The sequence below is a fragment of the Paenibacillus alginolyticus DSM 5050 = NBRC 15375 genome (assembly GCF_000422905.1).
GTDB lineage: Bacteria > Bacillota > Bacilli > Paenibacillales > NBRC-103111 > Paenibacillus_E > Paenibacillus_E alginolyticus.
In genome coordinates, this window is the sequence record NZ_AUGY01000126.1 from 1 (window position 1) to 17687 (window position 17687).

Annotated in this window: 15 protein-coding genes and 3 pseudogenes; all 18 read left to right on the plus strand. The window is 43.2% G+C overall.

The features are described 5' to 3' along the window. Positions 1-93 precede the first annotated feature (93 nt). The 18 genes and pseudogenes from G519_RS46005 to G519_RS46030 all read left to right on the plus strand — a co-directional run bounded on the left by G519_RS46005 (position 94) and on the right by G519_RS46030 (position 17486). Positions 94-375 (plus strand): reverse transcriptase domain-containing protein, encoded by a 282-nt coding sequence (locus tag G519_RS46005; protein WP_244280317.1) that lies wholly within the window; start codon positions 94-96, stop codon positions 373-375. Continuing rightward, positions 297-860 (plus strand): annotated as a pseudogene (locus tag G519_RS49540) (Gfo/Idh/MocA family protein); the annotation flags it as partial. The gene G519_RS46005 and the pseudogene G519_RS49540, both read left to right, overlap by 79 nt. Positions 861-906: 46 nt before the next feature. After that, positions 907-1305, plus strand: a complete 399-nt coding sequence (locus tag G519_RS0134235) for a DoxX family protein (RefSeq protein ID WP_029198440.1) — start codon at positions 907-909, stop codon at positions 1303-1305. A 115-nt stretch (positions 1306-1420) separates the two neighbouring features. Next, positions 1421-1609 (plus strand): hypothetical protein, encoded by a 189-nt coding sequence (locus tag G519_RS51455; RefSeq protein WP_029198441.1) that lies wholly within the window; start codon positions 1421-1423, stop codon positions 1607-1609. Continuing rightward, on the plus strand, positions 1609-1677 hold the full coding sequence (locus G519_RS53800) for a hypothetical protein (protein ID WP_369073746.1): 69 nt from the start codon (positions 1609-1611) through the stop codon (positions 1675-1677). Before G519_RS51455 ends, G519_RS53800 begins: the two co-directional genes overlap by 1 nt. Before the next feature lie 376 nt (positions 1678-2053). After that, the gene (locus tag G519_RS0134245) at positions 2054-4273 is read left to right on the plus strand and encodes an AraC family transcriptional regulator (protein ID WP_029198442.1); all 2220 of its coding nucleotides are present in this window, start codon (positions 2054-2056) and stop codon (positions 4271-4273) included. Between the two features lie 228 nt (positions 4274-4501). Then, complete coding sequence (locus tag G519_RS0134250; protein WP_029198443.1) at positions 4502-5791, plus strand: glycoside hydrolase family 125 protein; 1290 nt, start codon at positions 4502-4504, stop codon at positions 5789-5791. 38 nt (positions 5792-5829) lie between these two features. Further along, positions 5830-6786, plus strand: a complete 957-nt coding sequence (locus tag G519_RS0134255; RefSeq protein ID WP_409372030.1) for an ABC transporter permease — start codon at positions 5830-5832, stop codon at positions 6784-6786. A 14-nt stretch (positions 6787-6800) separates the two neighbouring features. Next, positions 6801-7676, plus strand: a complete 876-nt coding sequence (locus G519_RS0134260; RefSeq protein WP_029198445.1) for a carbohydrate ABC transporter permease — start codon at positions 6801-6803, stop codon at positions 7674-7676. 46 nt (positions 7677-7722) lie between these two features. Next, positions 7723-9363 (plus strand): extracellular solute-binding protein, encoded by a 1641-nt coding sequence (locus G519_RS46010; protein ID WP_036634945.1) that lies wholly within the window; start codon positions 7723-7725, stop codon positions 9361-9363. 33 nt (positions 9364-9396) lie between these two features. Beyond that, a complete protein-coding gene (locus G519_RS46015) occupies positions 9397-11004 on the plus strand; it encodes a glycosyl hydrolase family 28 protein (RefSeq protein ID WP_051253944.1) in 1608 nt (535 codons plus the stop codon). Between the two features lie 105 nt (positions 11005-11109). Continuing rightward, the gene (locus G519_RS0134275; RefSeq protein ID WP_029198446.1) at positions 11110-12717 is read left to right on the plus strand and encodes an alpha-amylase family protein; all 1608 of its coding nucleotides are present in this window, start codon (positions 11110-11112) and stop codon (positions 12715-12717) included. Positions 12718-12773: 56 nt separating this feature from the next. Continuing rightward, positions 12774-13778, plus strand: a complete 1005-nt coding sequence (locus tag G519_RS0134280) for a glycoside hydrolase family 130 protein (RefSeq protein WP_029198447.1) — start codon at positions 12774-12776, stop codon at positions 13776-13778. Between the two features lie 16 nt (positions 13779-13794). Further along, the gene (locus G519_RS0134285) at positions 13795-15147 is read left to right on the plus strand and encodes an FAD-dependent oxidoreductase (RefSeq protein ID WP_051253945.1); all 1353 of its coding nucleotides are present in this window, start codon (positions 13795-13797) and stop codon (positions 15145-15147) included. Then, a complete protein-coding gene (locus G519_RS52665) occupies positions 15144-15545 on the plus strand; it encodes a hypothetical protein (protein ID WP_244280315.1) in 402 nt (133 codons plus the stop codon). The genes G519_RS0134285 and G519_RS52665 overlap by 4 nt, the downstream gene beginning before the upstream one ends. Next, complete coding sequence (locus tag G519_RS52670; protein ID WP_244280316.1) at positions 15515-16099, plus strand: SGNH/GDSL hydrolase family protein; 585 nt, start codon at positions 15515-15517, stop codon at positions 16097-16099. The genes G519_RS52665 and G519_RS52670 overlap by 31 nt, the downstream gene beginning before the upstream one ends. Before the next feature lie 125 nt (positions 16100-16224). Continuing rightward, positions 16225-16746, plus strand: a pseudogene (gene sigK, locus G519_RS46025) (RNA polymerase sporulation sigma factor SigK); the annotation flags it as partial. Positions 16747-16810: 64 nt separating this feature from the next. Beyond that, a pseudogene (locus tag G519_RS46030) lies at positions 16811-17486 on the plus strand (ABC transporter ATP-binding protein). Positions 17487-17687: the final 201 nt, after the last annotated feature.

Here is a 17687-nt window from a genome sequence, read left to right on the forward strand (position 1 = left end):
GGAAGTTACTTTCCCCCGCCAGTTAAGGCGGTAGAGATACCGAAGAAGAATGGCGGTGTAAGGATACTCGGGATTCCAACTGTCTCAGATCGTATCGCGCAAATGACAGTTAAGATGTACTTTGAGCCGATGGTGGAACCTATATTTCACTCCGACTCCTATGGGTACAGACCAGGAAAATCCGCGATAGATGCGGTTCGAGTAACAAGAACCAGATGTTGGCGACATGACTGGGTGTTGGAATTTGACATTAAGGGTCTATTCGACAACATCGATCATGGGTTGCTTATGAAGTACTTGGCACTGTTCGTTCTTTTGAAGCCAGATTCGCGGTTGACAGCACACCTTTCTGCAAAAATGATGAAGAATTCATAAAACTTGCCGCCATTCATATGGTGGATCTGATGCGTCATCTGTTTGGGGAAGTATCTCAAGTTACAGGGTTTAAGAATAGCAAAAACGAGTTCATATCGCAAAGTATTTCGCTAAAGTTTAACAATGGGAGCGTTGGAAGTGTTTATTTCTCTGGCATGAGTGCTTGGTCACGTGAAAGTGAAAATATACGGGTCACTTTTGACCATGGATTTGCGTGCGCGGATGAAATTAATACGTTCACTATTCATAAATCATTAACATCAGATCTTCCGCCCTGGCGATCACTTGGAGAGTACGACAGCGTTTTTACCTCATCTGCCTCAGCGATGTCAGGGTGTTTTAGAGATCTTTATTTACGCGGCTTCGTTGGCGAAATGGCACATTTTATGGACTGCTGCAGGGATGGTTGTATTCCGCAATCAAGTGGACGAGACAATGTGGGTACAATGGATCTCTGTGATCGTATTTTGTCAGCATTACTTTAGTTGCGTTAAGCAATCTAAGTTATAGAGCGGAAAGAAGGTGGCATCGTTGTCAGATGTAGGCTTATTTATGATTCGCGCAGTTATCGGTTTATTGATGATTGGGCATGCAGGTAAAATGCTGTTCGGGCTGTTCGGTGGTGGCGGAATGAGAGGGACGGCAGACTTTTTTGAATCAATTGGCATCAGACCGAGCGTTTTCATGGCGATAAGCGCAGGTCTCTTAGAATTAATTGGCGGTTTGTTGTTCGCGACTGGCCTTTGGACACAGGTCGGTGCTGCATTGCTGATCATACCGATGCTGGTTGCCATAGCGAAGTTCCACGGAGCAAACGGAATATGGGGAGAAAAGAACGGATATGAATATAATTTGGTGTTGATTGCAACTCTACTTGGCGTAGCTTTTACTGGATCTGGCGAAATTTCTATTGATGCTTTGTTGAAATAACTCAGATTCTTCCGAATATAGAAACAATGTTTATTTGGACACTCTGAGCAAATTAAATGCAAGGAATGAGACTACATGGTAAAGTGCGCATGAATGACCGTGATCGAGGTCGTTTATGCGTGTTTTTAGAATTGTGTCTGTGGCAGCTGATTTGAATGGCTTAGTTAACACTGACATTATTTCGAATGTTAACCCGCCGCAATCCCCGCTTTTTGACAATAATACCAACTGGATTAAGCCTGGAACATCTACGTGGTCTTGGGTTGTCGACGGCGATGTCAGCATGCGGCGAAATTTCATCTGATGGTCAACTTTCATGGAGCGAACAAACCGACGGGTCTGTCACGGACCTATCCGAATGAATTGTCCTGAGAAGCTGTTCACGGGTTGGAACAGGGAGCACCACCGGCTGACCATAACACGACTTTGCCTTTCACTCGTTATTTGGCAGGTCATGGCGATTATACGTCAATGTCCCTTAGCAATCGGATGGGGAAAAGCTCATGGAGCCATCAGGTGTGTCTACACCTATGTTGGATCATCCTGTTGAGTTGGGAGCATCGCTTGGTTATTAAATGGAAGGGCTGGATCAATAATAAGAGTCGGTATCCTATGCAGGTACCGGCTTCTTGTTTGATAAAAGCACCATTTATTTGGTTCGGAACAGCAACTATTATAAAAAATGGACACTATACTAGAATCGTGCGACAATAAGTATGTTTTTTAAAAAATTCAACGGAGGACGCGTATGACTCGAAAGTGGATGAAGAGGCAAATTATTTCGTATTTGCCCGTGTTCTTTTTACTAACGTTTGTGTTATTGACTTTAATGTTTCTATCCATTGCGCAATTATCGAAGAATGCTGTTATTGATGCCAACGGGGTATTTGCGAAGCATGTACAGCAAGTCGTTGATTATAATTTGAAAACTACGGAGCATCTCGTTTTAAATGCGGTGCAGAATAATGAGAATGTGAAACCGTATTTTCAACAGGAAGACGCCCACGAAAGATTCTTTAAGAGGTATCAGATATCAAACGAATTGACGAAATTAAAAGTGAATTCAATCATTGATTCGATTTATCTTTACCGTAAAAGTGACGATAAAGTACTCTCGGAGAATATGTTCACGCCACTTCAAGAATTCGGTGATCAAGCCTTTATTCAAGAAAGGTTAAATGATTCGAAAAACGGGCAGAAATGGTCTAATGTTCGGATTTTCCAAGAGACCAAGAGCGCAGATTCAGCAAACAAAGTGATTTCATTTGCAAGTAGAGCGAATCCTCTCTCTGGAGATTTGGGGATCATCGTTGTCAATGTCAAGATCAAAGCAATTGAGCAGCTCGTAAATGAGATGTCATCTCCTTCCGATGTAAGCTACGCGAGTTTAATCGGTAAGGACGGTCAGTATATATATGATGCGCAGCTCACTGGGGATAGTAAACAGCTCCATGAATTTACATCGGACTACACGGGTTGGAAACTTCTTACTGGTATTAAGGATGGAACGTTATATCAATTTGGTTCATGGGTTTATTATGTGTATTTAAGTATTGGTGTCTTGATGTTAGTCCTTGGAACGATATGGATTATTTATACGGCACGCAGCAACTACAGGCCGATTCAATCTATTCTAGGACGAATAACAAGACTTTCGACCAAGAAGGGCAATCTTTTTCAAGATGAAGCCGCGGATGAATTTACATTGATTGAAGCAGCCATTGAGGATTTGTTCGAGCGGGTAACGGAATATGAGAAGGAACAAGAAGAAGGATTGACTTTAAAAAGACATCATATCTTAAAGGATTTAACGGATGGCAGAATCATCCTGCAGGAAATGGAATGGAAGAAGGAGATGGAGAACTTAAGACTTTCTTCGGAATTCACTTTTTTGTGTTCAGCCATCATTGAAATAGATCGCAATGCGGAATTTGCTCAGAGTTATTCCAAGCGGGATCAATATTTATTGAAATTCGTCATTAACAACGTACTGAAAGAAATCTCAGATCAATATCCGATTGAAATATGGATGGAATGGCTAGAACGCCATCGCTTAAGCATATTATTTCTGAGTCAATCGGATCTTGAGCTGTCGGAGACGCATATTGCGAACATTTGTAACCGAATGGTGGAGTGGGTTCAGAATAATTTGGACTTCAGTATTACTTTCGCGGTGAGTCAATGCTCCTCTGATAGCAGGGAAATCTATCACCTGTACGAACAAGCCCGAACAGCATTGAATTATAAATCAGTAAAAGGTAACAACCAAGTGATTTACCAAGCGCAAATCAATGAAATCAAGCAAGGTGAAGCTTATAAATTGATTCATAATCTCCGCTACCTGTCTTATTATTATCGCATGGGCGAGGCTCGTTGGAAGGAAGAGTTTGAAATCTTATTTCGGCAAATTCTGGACGACATGTATGCCAAAAGTGAAGTGTTTTACATCATCAACGATCTGATTAACCATCTTTATAGAGAAATCATGGAGCTGCCGGATGAATTCCAGACGATCTGGAAAAGAGATGTGATGCCAAAAATGAATAACATGTTAAGGGAAATGGAGACCGTTGAAGAGACCAAGTTGCTGATAATGGATGTACTGCTTCATGCGGAACAGCAATTTCTAGAACTTCGCGAGACAAGAAAGCATCATGCTTTAATGCAAAACGTCCGCAAATATATCGAGGAACATTATTCGAATCCCGAATTGTCTTTAAACCATTTAGAAGATGAGTTCGGGATCAACGGAAAATATTTAAGCTTTTTATTCAGGGAAGAGATAGGTGTCAAATTTGTAGATTACTTATCACAAGTGAGATTGGAGTATGCCAAAGTATTGCTCTTAGAAACCCAATCTTCGGTCCAAGACATTGCCAATCAAGTAGGGTATACCAACTCCATGACGTTCATCCGAGCTTTTAAGAAGTGCTTCGGAGTGACGCCAGGTGAGTATAGAAAAATGTAGATGTACGATAAAAACGCCCAAAGCGCACTGTCTAGAAAGGCAGTTGTAAGGGGCGTTTTTCGTTTATTTACGAGGATTTATGAAAATGATCTATCGTTAGAAATTTGAATATCAGGCGCTTTGGCTGTATTTCTGAAAAACGATCACGAGCGGAATCTAAGCGATTGAGGATTTTGCCTAATGTACAGTATAGTCAGTTTGCTGTTGATTTCATTTACTTCGAAAGGAATGAACGAGTTGCATCAATTACCCAAATCAGTAGAACAGTGGCTTGCGTTCGCAGATGAGAAGCTGGCACATCGACCCAAGTTGCTGGGGATGTTCAAGAAGTGTTACCCGAATACGTTAGAGACAACTGCGAAAATAATGGAAGACGGTACAACATTCGTTATTACAGGAGATATTCCAGCGATGTGGTTGCGGGATTCAAGCGCACAAGTGAAGCATTATCTCCCTTTAGCGAAGGAGGATCCGGAGCTTCAGCAAATTATCGAAGGACTCATATCCACACAAATGAAATGTATTTTGATGGATCCTTACGCCAACGCATTTAATGAGAAGGCTAATCCCTCCTTAGAGCATGAAGATGAAACAGAACGAAACCCGTGGGTTTGGGAACGAAAATATGAGCTGGATTCGCTTTGTTATCCACTAGAGCTTATTTATTTGTACTGGAAAGCTACGGGAAGAACATCCGTATTTAATTACGATTTCCAATGTGCTGTACGGGCCATCTTGCGATTAATACGAACTGAGCAGCGGCATCAAGAAGCATCTTCCTATCGGTTTCAACGTTTTAATTGTCCGAGTACCGATACGCTCCCCAATCAAGGTTTAGGCACGAGCGTAAATTATACGGGGATGTCATGGAGTGGTTTCCGCCCAAGCGATGATGCCTGCAAACTAGGTTATTTGATTCCATCGAATATGTTCGCCGTTGTGGTCCTTGGATATGTGAATGAAATTGCTGAGGATATCCTCAAAGACACGCATCTGGCCGAGATGGCGGATGAATTGAGAACGCAAATTGATCATGGCATTCAAACGTATGGTATTGTTCATCACCCGAAATATGGAAAAATGTATGCGTATGAAACAGACGGGATGGGAAACTTTAACTTGATGGATGATGCGAACGTTCCAAGCTTGTTGTCGATTCCTTATCTCGGTTATGCGGATGGCGATGATCTGGTGTACTTAAACACTAGGCGGTTCGTTTTAAGCGAGGATAATCCGTATTTCTATAGCGGTCAAGCGGCCGAAGGGATCGGAAGCCCTCATACGCCAGAGAAATATATATGGCCGATTAGTTTAACGATGCAGGCTTTGACAAGTACTAACGACATGGAGAAGATGAGAATCCTCGATATCTTGTTGGCGACGGATGCAGGGACAAATTATATGCATGAAGGTTTTCACGCAGATGATCCGAGTCAATTTACTAGACCTTGGTTTGCATGGGCCAATAGCTTGTTCGGGGACTTGGTCAGTCGTATGATCCGGGAAGATAAGCTATAAAATTGATTTTTTGAAAGTGTGGTGGAAAAAGCTTGAATATGATGCAAAGTGCCACTAAAGGAAGATCTGAGATACAACAGAAACAACGACGGAAAGTAGATGCGATACGGAGATTCAAAAATAACGTCCCCTTACTCATCTTATTTATTCCTGTATTGTTATTTTATTTGATATTCAAATATGTTCCTATGTTTGGAGCTATCATGGCCTTCAAAGATTATAATTTTACCCAAGGGATCTTACATAGCCCATGGAATGGTATGCAAAATTTTAAAATTCTCTTTAGTAATCCGCAAACTTTGAATATTATTCGGAATACGTTCATGCTCAGTGTTTTGAATATTACGGTTGGATTTCCACTCCCAATCATACTAGCAATTCTGTTGAATGAAGTAAGGAAGCAATGGTTTAAAAAGTGGGTTCAAACACTTGTTTACTTACCCCATTTCTTCTCATGGGTCATCGTAGGCGGAATTGTCATCACCTTATTCGCGGAACAAACAGGTATTGTGAATGCTGTGCTTGAGCGAATAACAGGTAATACCACATCATTTCTCTACAATGAAGGTTCTTGGATTGCCATTTTTGTCGGTGCCGGGGTGTGGAAAGAAGCAGGTTTCAGCACCATTATCTTCTTGGCAGCCATTACGAATATCGACCCGTCACTTTATGAAGCGGCAAGCTTAGATGGCGCGAATAAATGGAAGCAGACGCTTCATGTGACTCTCCCCGGTATTAGCTCAACTGCCATTTTAATTCTCATCTTACAGATGGGAAATGTGATGAGTGTAGGCTTCGATCCTGTTTATGTCCTACAAAATTCAGGAGTTTTTAATGTCTCAGAAGTCATTAGCACTTATATTTACAAGGTTGGTATTCAGGGGGGGCAATTCAGTTTAACGTCTGCTATGGGCCTTTTTGAATCTGTCGTCGGTTTTATCTTAGTGTTCTCTGCAAATATGATTGCTAGGAAATTCGACAGAGGACTTTGGTAGGGAAGGAGGACCCCATGAAAACTACAAATGGCGAGAAATTGTTTTATGTGTTCAACTACATCATTCTGACATGTGCGGGCTTAAGTTGTTTTCTGCCACTGGTACATCTATTGTCCGTCTCTCTGAGCGATCCTCATGCCATTTTGTCTGGTAAGGTTTCTTTTTGGCCTGTTGGTTTGACGCTCGAAACGTATCAGTCTCTATTTAAAGGAACTCGGATCGACAGTGCTTTTATTAACAGCGTGATTATTACTGTCGTTGGTGTCGCATTAAGCATGTCTTTTACGGTAATGGCTTCGTATCCGCTTTCCAAAAAGGGCTTCTATGCGAAGCGGACGTTTACACTGCTCATTGTATTCACGATGCTGTTCAGCGGGGGAACCATTCCGACCTTTCTGCTGTTAAAATCACTAGGAATCATTAATACGTACTGGGCTTTATGGCTTCCTGGACTTATAAGCACCTATAACATGCTGATCATGCGAACATTTTTCGAAAATGTTCCAGATGAAATCGTGGAGTCAGCGAAAATGGACGGATGTAGTGAGTTTGGCCAATTGTTTAGGATCATTCTTCCGTTATCTATGCCTGTGATTGCGACATTGACCTTGTTTTATTCTGTAGGTTATTGGAATTCATTCTCGAGTGTGATGATCTTTATTCATGATTCTACCAAATATAATTTGGCGGTCTTGGTTCAGCAGATGGTTCAGAGTCAATCCATGCTGCAAGAGATGAATAACCTTCAAGCCGAGGATATGCAGCAAGTTACCCCAGAATCGATTAAAGCAGCGGCGCTATTCGTTATGCTGATTCCCATGCTTGTCGTGTATCCATTTTTACAAAAGTACTTTGTTAAAGGTGTTATGATTGGAGCAGTTAAAGGATAAATTGATGCAAGACCATGCATGAGACTATAACCTTGGAGGGTTTCCCATGAAACATTTATATATGAAAGGTTCAATTCTTAGTTTAACAGCCGTATTGACGGGAACAACTTTATTAGCAGGTTGCGCATCATCTGGAGATAAGTCAAAAGAGTCATCTGAAACAGGTGCGAGTGCAAAAAGAGGTTCCATAAGTGTAACTCTTTATGATCGAGGGAATGTTCCTCCTGAGGCAGGTACAATTACTAATAATATGTGGACGAAATGGATCAATGATAAGGGACCCGTTGATGTTAAGTTTGTGCCGTTTCCTCGCTCAGAGCAAGTACAGAAACTAAATTTATTATTTGCCTCCGGCGAAGCGCCTGATCTAATTATGGAGTACGATGGTGGATTCTTTAATCAGTTGTATTCGCAAAAACAACTCATGCCATTAGACGAATTGATTGCAAAGTACAGCACGTCGTACAAAAAGTTAACCGAAAAATACCCGCAACTTTTAACACTCGGTCAAAAGGATGACGGGAAAACCTACAATTTCGGACGTATTCTTGGGGCGAAAAATAATGATTTTATTTTTGTTCGCAAAGATTGGCTGACGAAGCTTCATTTGGAAGTTCCTAAGACATCCGATGAGTTGTTCCAAGTGGCCAAAGCTTTCCGTGAGAATGATCCGGATGGAAACGGTCAAAAGGATACGTTTGGTTTGAACATTGGCGGAGCATCAGCTGAGTCCGTGGTTAATTCTATGTTTAATAACGCTAGCCGTTTTGTTAAGGACGGCAAACTCGTGAATCCGAACATCGGTGAGCAAGCGAAAGCTGCAGCGAAATTCCAGAAAGACCTGTTTGACGGAGGTATCATTGATAAAGATTTCTTGACGGATAAAAACGGGGAAAAAGCAAAACAAGACTGGGTTAACGGAAAGCTTGGATTTTATTTTGCAAGCGGTGGTGTGGACAGTACATCATTGTTAGATCAGTATAAATCCTTGCTAAAAAATGTGTCTGGCGCAGAAGTGATTGCAATACCTGTACCAGCAGGGCCATTTGGTCAGTTTAATCCTGGATTCAAGTCGCCAATTCAAATGACGGGCGGTATTAATGCCGCAGCTAAGGATCCCGTAGCAGTTATGAAATATATCGACTTCCTGGTAGAGCAAGACACCATTATGACACTTAAGAACGGGATCGAAGGCGTGCATTATACGAAGAATAGCGAGGGAATTACTAGTCCGATCGACGCGGAAAAGAACAAAAAAGAAATGGTTGGCGTATTGGATTTGAGCATTATGAGTTCTATCGGGACGCTGCCAAAAGGGGAACAGGTTACGGTTAAGGTGAATCCAAGTATCCCGGCAGAGAAGCAATTTGCTGAAATCATGAAGATGGCAGACGGGGCTTATTTCAATCCAAAGAATGACTATGCCTACCCGATTACCAATTGGCCGGGATTGCCTTCCAACCTGCAAGTCATTAACAAAAGTGTATCAACGATTAATGACATCTGGAAAAAGTCCATTGTAGGCGGAACTCAATATTCAACAGATCAAGCATTAGTAGATGTTCAATCTTTATGGAATAAATCCGGCGGTCAGCAGATAGACCAATTTTATAGCGATTGGATTACCAAAAATGCTGACAAAGTAATCTATAACCGAGATTTCATTACCACGATCAATAAACAATAGGTCCTTTGACCATTAGTTTGGGGAGGAATCAAATTGAACAAAGGATTAACTTCTACGATGGCTGAACAGTCGATGGGTGCAGCAGTTCTCTGCCCTTATCTCGTGCCGGACATCTATGATATTTCTGAGGAGTATGCCTTAAAGGCAAATGGGATCTCGCTTCCATTGACGACCTACACGAAGGATTACGATTATGCCAGTTTCTCGGTGACAGCAGGTAAAGTAACTTATGAACTGACTTTACTTGATGAGACAGAAATCAATTCGTACACCATCAGTCCATTAAAATTAAATATTTCTGCCACTATTACGGGAAATATGATGAGATTTACGGTTGATCGGGATGAGTATCTGATTATTCGGATTAATGATAGGGCCAAACGTCTCGTGTTAGCTGCAGACCCTGTGGAGTCGGATGTACCCGAAGAAACGGGGGAGGGAGTGTTCCATATTGCACTTGAACCCTTTAACGTTGTACCAGTTGCTGCGGAATCAGAAGTTGCTGCCAGAACGGCAGCAATTCAACGAGCATTGGATGATGCCAGTCAGTATGGGACAGAGCGAGGGAATGGCGCACAAGGTATCGTATATGTTCCTGCAGGCACTTACTTTATTTCAAATCTAGTCATTAAAAGCAATACGGCTGTCTATATGGAACCCGGATCCGTGTTTATCAGTACAAGTAAAAGGTCAGACCTTCAAGAACATTGGTTTAAGGATTCAGTAGGTAAGCCTGTGACTTGGTGGATTTCTACTGCCTATGAATCTACGAATATTAAACTATTTGGTAGAGGTACGATAGACGGTAACGGAGAAGCGCTCTCTGACGATGGGATGATCAATAATTTGTTGGTCCCCATCGTTACGTCGAAATTTGAGGTAGACGGTATCACCGTTCGAAATGCGTCTGCCTGGGCCATCACAACCATCCGGTCGAAGGAAATGAACTTCGTGAATTTGAAGATGTTTAACAGCTTGAATATGGGTGAAAATGACGGAATTGATGTATGTGAGTCACAGAACGTCGTCGTTAGGAATGCGATAGGAATCGGGCTGGACGATCCATTCTCAACGAAAGCTTGGAAGGAAACGACGGATATCGCCTCTGGGAAAGTAGGCTGGCCAGGTAAGCCTGAACCTGTCGCTGATGTTTTATTTGAAGATTGCATCGCCTGGACGATTTGTTATGGTTTTAAAATAGGCCAAGGTGTCATGCAGAATCAAGAGAACATTACATTTAGAGATTGCGTTGTTTACGATGCAGCCGTTGGTTTCGGCATTCATCATAAATATGGGACTGCGGAAGCGAAGCAGATTACATTTGAAAATATGGAAATCGAAAATATTACCTATATGAACGATGATAATAGTGCTTGGATGACGATGTTTATCGTGAACGGGAATGAGTTGGGCATCGGTCCAATCTCGAATATTAGGGTTAAAAACATCAAGGTTTATGATAATGGCAAAGGCAGAGGCAGCGCTAAGATCCAGGGAGTCCAAGGTGCAACGATTACAGATGTCATCTTTCAAAATATTTATATGCCTGGAAGCCATAAAGCTGCGGAGAATTTAACCGAAATGAACTTCTTGATTCAAGAATTTAATAGTCAAGTTACGATTTTAAAAGAACAAAATTAATCTTACATTGAATGCCTGTGGCATGTTCAAGTTGGTTCATGCAGCAGGCATTCTGATCTTACTTTCAGGGTGAGGAATTTCTTGGTAAGGGAGAAGGGAACGTACATGGAAGTTAGTATTTTAAAGCAACCAAACGGTGTATTTGTCGAGACGGATAGCGGTTGGGTGAAGATGGTCTATGATCCTTTCAGTGGTTGGAGCCAAGGCGATATTCATGTGTCAATGGAGCTTGAGGAATCTAAACGGGCGATGAAGATCTTTCTTGAAGCGAACCGTTCAGCGATTCACCAAATACGTTTTCACTGGATGCATGATTTGAAAATGCCGGTTATTTTGTTGGGGGATCATTGGGAGCGGGCATATGGTGACATGAAATGGTCTGGCTTGGAACCTGAACGGGTGCTTCCTTGGTATGGGCTGATGAACGATGGTGAATCAACCTATGGTTTTGGTGTGAAGACGGGCCCATCTGCGATGTGTCACTGGCATGTGGATAGCAGCGGTTTCACTATGTATGCTGATGTAAGCTGTGGTAGTCAGGGTGTGCAGTTAGGAGAGCGTAAGCTAGAAGTAGCTGTATTAGTAGATATGCATAGTGAGCTGGAGCTGTCGCCTTTTATGGCGGCACAAGCGTTCTGCAAGATCATGTGTGAGCGGCCGCTTATGCCAAGCTATCCGGTATATGGCGGGAACAATTGGTACTATGCCTACGGCAATAGCACACATGATAAGATTCTCGAGGATTCTCGATTTATTTCAGAGCTGGCGGGCACGGTTGAGAATCGGCCCTTTATGGTGATTGATGATTGCTGGCAATTAGGCAGCGGCGTGAGCGGTAATGGCGGTCCATGGATTGGAAATCGGGATTTTCCGGATATGAAGTGTTTAGCCGATGAGATGAAAGAAATTGGTGTAAAACCAGGGATATGGTGTCGTCCGTTGTTGACGCATGAGAAGGTGCCGGAATCATGGATTCGTTATACAAAAGAAGGGCATTTTCTTGACCCGAGCCTGCCTGAGGTACTGGCCTATGTGGCTTCGTTCATTGGGCGTATGCATGATTGGGGCTATGAGTTAATTAAACATGATTTCTCCACTTTCGATATATTCGGACAATGGGGCTTTGAAATGGGAAGTAAGGTGAATCAATTACCTTATTCATTTGCTGATCGCTCTAGAACAAGTGCAGAGATCATAACAGAGCTGTATCGCACGATTGCCAAAGCGTCTAAAGACAGCTTAATTATTGGGTGTAATACAATTGGGCATCTGGCAGCAGGCATTTTTGAGATACAGCGAACAGGTGACGATACAAGCGGGAAGTCTTGGGAAAGAACAAGAAGAATGGGAATCAACACACTGGCCTTCCGGATGCCGCAGCATGGCACTTTTTTCAGCCACGATGCTGATTGTGTCGGCATTACGTCGGCAATTCCCTGGGAATACAATAAGCAATGGTTGGATGTGCTTTCCAATAGCGGAACTCCCCTATTTGTCTCTGCGGATTCAACTCAATTAAGTATTGAACAGAGGGAAGCACTTAAAGAAGCTTTTCAAATTGCTTCTCAACCTATACCTGTAGCTGAACCATTGGATTGGATGTTCAATACGTGTCCGTCACGCTGGAAAATTGCCGATGAAATAAAACAATATGATTGGAGCAAAAGAAATGAAATCCCTTTACATGATCAGGAAAATCCTTGGTGGTTGTGATCAAGTGAATGTGAACATTGAAATAGAAGTATAGAATTGTTTGAGGAGGAAATGAAGTGTTAAATTTGACTTCTGAATTGTTTCAATCCAGCACGTTGATTCATCGTCATCCTGCGAATCCCATCCTTACTCCAAAGGATGTTCCCTATAACCCTGCAATGGTATTTAATGCTGGCGTTGTAAAATATCAAGGGAAATACGTCATGGTTTTTCGTAACGATTATGGAGATGAAGAGAAGCAAACCATTTTACCGCATTCTACAACAAATTTAGGTCTAGCCTTTAGTGATGACGGTGTGAAATGGGAAGTGAATCCGTTTCCGTGTTGGAGTTGGGGGGATGAAGAGGTGACCCGGGTCTACGATCCGAGGTTAACGATCATCGAAGACAAATGTTATATGTGCTTTGCTGTAGATACGAAACATGGGCTTCGCGGGGGAATTGCCACAACGGATGATTTTCGTTCGTTTGAAGTCCTTAGCTTGTCGGTTCCGGATAATCGGAATATGGTGCTATTCCCTGAAAAAATTGGCGGTAAATACGTTCGGTTAGAACGTCCTTTTCCAGTTTATAGTCGACATGGATTAGATCGCTTTGATATGTGGATGAGCGATTCACCAGATTTGCGTTACTGGGGGAACTCCAAGCTGGTGCTTGCTGTTGAACAAGTGCCATTTGCGAATGACAAAATTGGTCCAGGTGCTCCGCCAATTAAAACGGATAAGGGCTGGCTGACCACTTTTCACGCGGTAGATATCGATCCTGCCCGTGGTAAGAATGGTTGGGAGGAAACCTGGAAGAAGCGATATACAGCGGGAATCATGCTTCTTGATTTAGAGAATCCAAGCCGGATCGTTGGTATATCCAAGTCGCCGCTTCTCGTTCCAGAAGCTCACTATGAGGTTGAGGGTGGTTTCCGTAATCATGTGATTTTTCCAGGAGGAATGGTTCTGGAAGATTCCGGGGAAGTCAAAATTTACTACGGTGCAGCGGATACCGTGGAATGTCTCGCAACGGCAGATGTGAATGACCTAGTACGTCTATGTCTTGAAGGCAAGTAATGGGGGAGGAAATAACGTGAATTACGGTGAAGTGAATATTCCAGCAGAATCAATCCCCGTATCCCATAAAGTGGATGTTGTTGTGATTGGAGGCGGCCCTGCGGGGATAGCTGCTGCCATAAGCGCTGCTGCCAATGGGGCGAAGACGTTATTAATCGAGCAGCGCGGTTTCCTGGGTGGCATGGGAACAGTAGCGCTTGTCCCAGCATTTTGCCCGTTTACGGATAAAGTTAAGCCCGTGATTCGAGGGCTTGGCATGAGGCTGATGGAACGTATGAAGCAGTCTTGTAACGATGATTACCGCAAAGATTATGAAAATTCATTGGACTGGGTGCCGATAGATCCGGAGGTTCTCAAACGCGTGTATGATGATGCAGCACAGGAAAGTGGTGTTTCTTTGCTCTATCATACATTTGTGTATGATGTCGTGCTGTCTGAGGATCATCGAAATGTTGAAGGCATCATTATCGTGAACAAATCTGGACGCTCCGTCGTATCGTGCCGTTATGTGATTGATGCGACTGGGGATGCCGATATTGCAGCGAAAGCCGGCGTTCCGTTCCAAAAGGGCGGAGAACAGGGAGAATTGCAATCTGGCAGCATGTGCTATCTGCTCACAAATGTGGATCGCAAAAAGTTCAATCGTTTCATTGAGGAATCTGGTGACACTAGCCAACTGCATCAAACCGTTGAGAAGGGAATGGCGGATGGCGCTCTGCCAACAGGGCGGAAATCGGTATCGGGGCTCGCCTGGGTTAACGATTATTTGGTTGGTGTTAACTTTGGACATATATTCGGTATTGACGGCACGAAAGCGGAAGATTTGACGCGTGGGGCTTTGGAAGGCAGAAGACTTGTTGAACGCCAGGTTCAGTTTTTTCGGGCGTATGTACCCGGATTTGAGAATGCTCACGTTGTAGCTACCGGCGAACAGGTTGGGATTCGAGAAACACGGAGAATTCAAGGGGATTATGTGCTTACAGCCGATGACTTTATGCAGGCACGCTCTTTTGAAGATGATATTGCCAGGAATGCTTATTATATTGACATTCATATGGCTACCAGTAAACAAAATATGACGTTTAAGCACCTTGAGCCAGGTCAATCCCATGGTGTACCTTACCGCATATTGCTGCCTGTTGGTATCGATAACATGTGGGTACCGGGGCGTGCGGCATCATCAGATCGTGCTGTGCAAGGGTCGCTGAGGGTGATGCCGAATTGCTTCGCGATGGGTGAGGCATCGGGTACGGCTGCTGCCCTGGCATTGAAGACATCAGCAAATTCGCGGGAAGTTGCTGTTGCTGAGCTGCAGATGAAGTTATTGCAGAATGGCGTTTGGCTGGGGGAAAAAGGGGCTGTGAGATGAAGAATATCCTACTAACAGATGATTTGTTTCGCGGGGCAGTCTCGTTAGAGCATACTTCCGAGGGGATAAAGCTTTGGCGGATTCCATATCAAGATTATGATCTGTATCCTCCCAATGGGATCGATAACAAAGCTGCAATCTGCGCGGGAATCCGTCTGAGCTTTCACACGGACGCGACTGCCGTTGTTGTGAAATTCTCACCCATGGCTGAGGCAGCCCGATTGGACTGTTTAGTGAACGGGGAATTGTTCGCTGCAACTGGGATAACAGCAGGGGATACGGAGGTTGCCTTTTCTGCTTTAGATCAAGGACCTAAAGAACTGGCTATTTTTTTGCCGCAGAACACCAGTATGACGATTAGCAGTTTATGGATGAACCGAACACGGAATTATGGGTGATTCCGGCATCGCAACCAAGATGGGTAACCTATGGGAGTTCCATCACCCAATGTGTTGGCGCGCATAGTCCTTCTCGTACTTGGCCTGCGCTTGGAAACTATCATTTAGAATCGATGGTAGCTAGACTGATTCGGGATTTGCCTAGCGATTTCATCTCGCTTTGTGTAGGCATTAATGTGTACGGAGCAGCTTCGCTAAGTCCGCGTACCTTCAAACCCGCGTTAATTGGTATGTTAGAAACCATACGTGATAAGCATGAGCATACGCCTTTGCTTGTGATTTCACCTATTTATGCAACGCATCGTGAGACGAACGAAAACGCGCTTGGCTTCACATTGCCGATGATGCGAGAGGATGTTCGTCAAACCGTAGAGATGCTTAAAGCACGCGGTGATCATCATATTTATTATTTGGATGGTTTAGAGCTGTTCAGTGAAAATGACGCCTCGCATCTTCCCGAACATCTGCATCCTGATGCCGATGGTTATGAGATCATAGCTGCTCGATTTATGGAGAAAATCATTAGGCCTTATCGTAAGAAGGGCATTATTTAAACGACTATATGCCATAGTCGAACCAAGTCCAATGTGCTACATTGGGCTTTTTTTATCTTATGTTGAAATTGAAACCTCGTGGGTTCAATAGAGTTTGCGGGCACTTGTAGAGGAAATCTACGTTGCTTCGTGTCCATATCGTCAAAAAATTCGACAACACAGGGGAAGATCTCGAGGATTTAATCTCGATCGGGACGATCGGATTGATCAAAGCGATCGAGTCGTTTTCGCCGAACAAAGGGACCAAGCTCGCGACTTTTGCGGCTCGCTGTATCGAGAACGAGATCTTGATGCATCTGCGTTCGCTGAAGAAAACACGTAAAGATGTGTCCTTGCATGATCCCATCGGAACGGACAAAGAGGGGAATGAGATTACGTTGATCGACATCCTCGGAACGGAAGCGGACGATGTCGTGGATAAGGTGCAGTTGAAGATAGAGAAGAGTAAAATTTACCACAATCTGGAAATTTTAGATGATCGCGAGAAGGAAGTCGTCGTTGGCCGGTTTGGTCTGGAACTTGGCGGGGAAGAGCGGACACAGCGGGAGATTGCGAAGGAGCTCGGCATCAGTCGTTCCTATGTGTCGAGGATTGAGAAGCGGGCGCTGATGAAGCTGTATCATGAGTTTTATAAGGCGAAGCGGTAAGGATAGTGGATCTCATACTTCATTTATTTGTTTGGACTTTGTGCAAGTAATAGAGGTGAAGGTTATGACGTTAATTCATATCGAGAATGCCAGTAAATACTATACGATGGGCGAGGAAACGATTAAAGCATTAGATGATATCTCATTAGATATTGATCATGGATAGTTCGTGGCCATCATGGGACCGTCAGGTTCCGGCAAATCCACACTGATGAACATCATCGGGTGTTTGGATGTTGTAGATAAAGGTATCTATGACCTGGATGGTCAAGCAATAAACTTGCTTAAGGATTCTGGGCTCGCTGAGATTCGTAATCGGAAGATTGGTTTTGTTTTTCAGAGCTTTAACTTGCTACCGAGATTAAATGCTTTTGAGAATGTGGAATTGCCTTTGATTTATCGAGGTATGAGCAAAAAAGGAAAGAGAGCTGCTCGTTTTGCATGCACTGGAATCGGTGGATTTATTGGATCGCAGGAAGCACTTTCCATCAGAGTTATCCGGCGGGCAGCAGCAGCGTGTTGCTATTGCACGAACATTGGCAGGAGATCCTCCGATTATTTTGGCAGATGAGCCTACGGGAGCGTTAGATTCTAAGACGGGTGTGGAGATTTTAAACATTTTAAAGAGATTACATGCACAAGGTCGGACGATTATTTTAATTACGCATGACTTATTGATTGCGCAGCAGGCGAAGCGGATTGTGAGGTTTCGGGATGGGCAGTTGTATAAAGACGTTTAGTAGTTATAAGACCGGAACTCCGAAAAATGGGTTCCGTTTTTTTTTATTTTCTTTGAGTTATTCAATGAAAAATTTCAAAAAATGGGCAGACTTGCGAAAATGAACGTTCGGACGCCCATAAAACCAATATTTGAAATACAGAGGGCATTTGTTTTATTTCTAAAATTCAGCTTGCATAACCAATACGTCGCTGATATATAA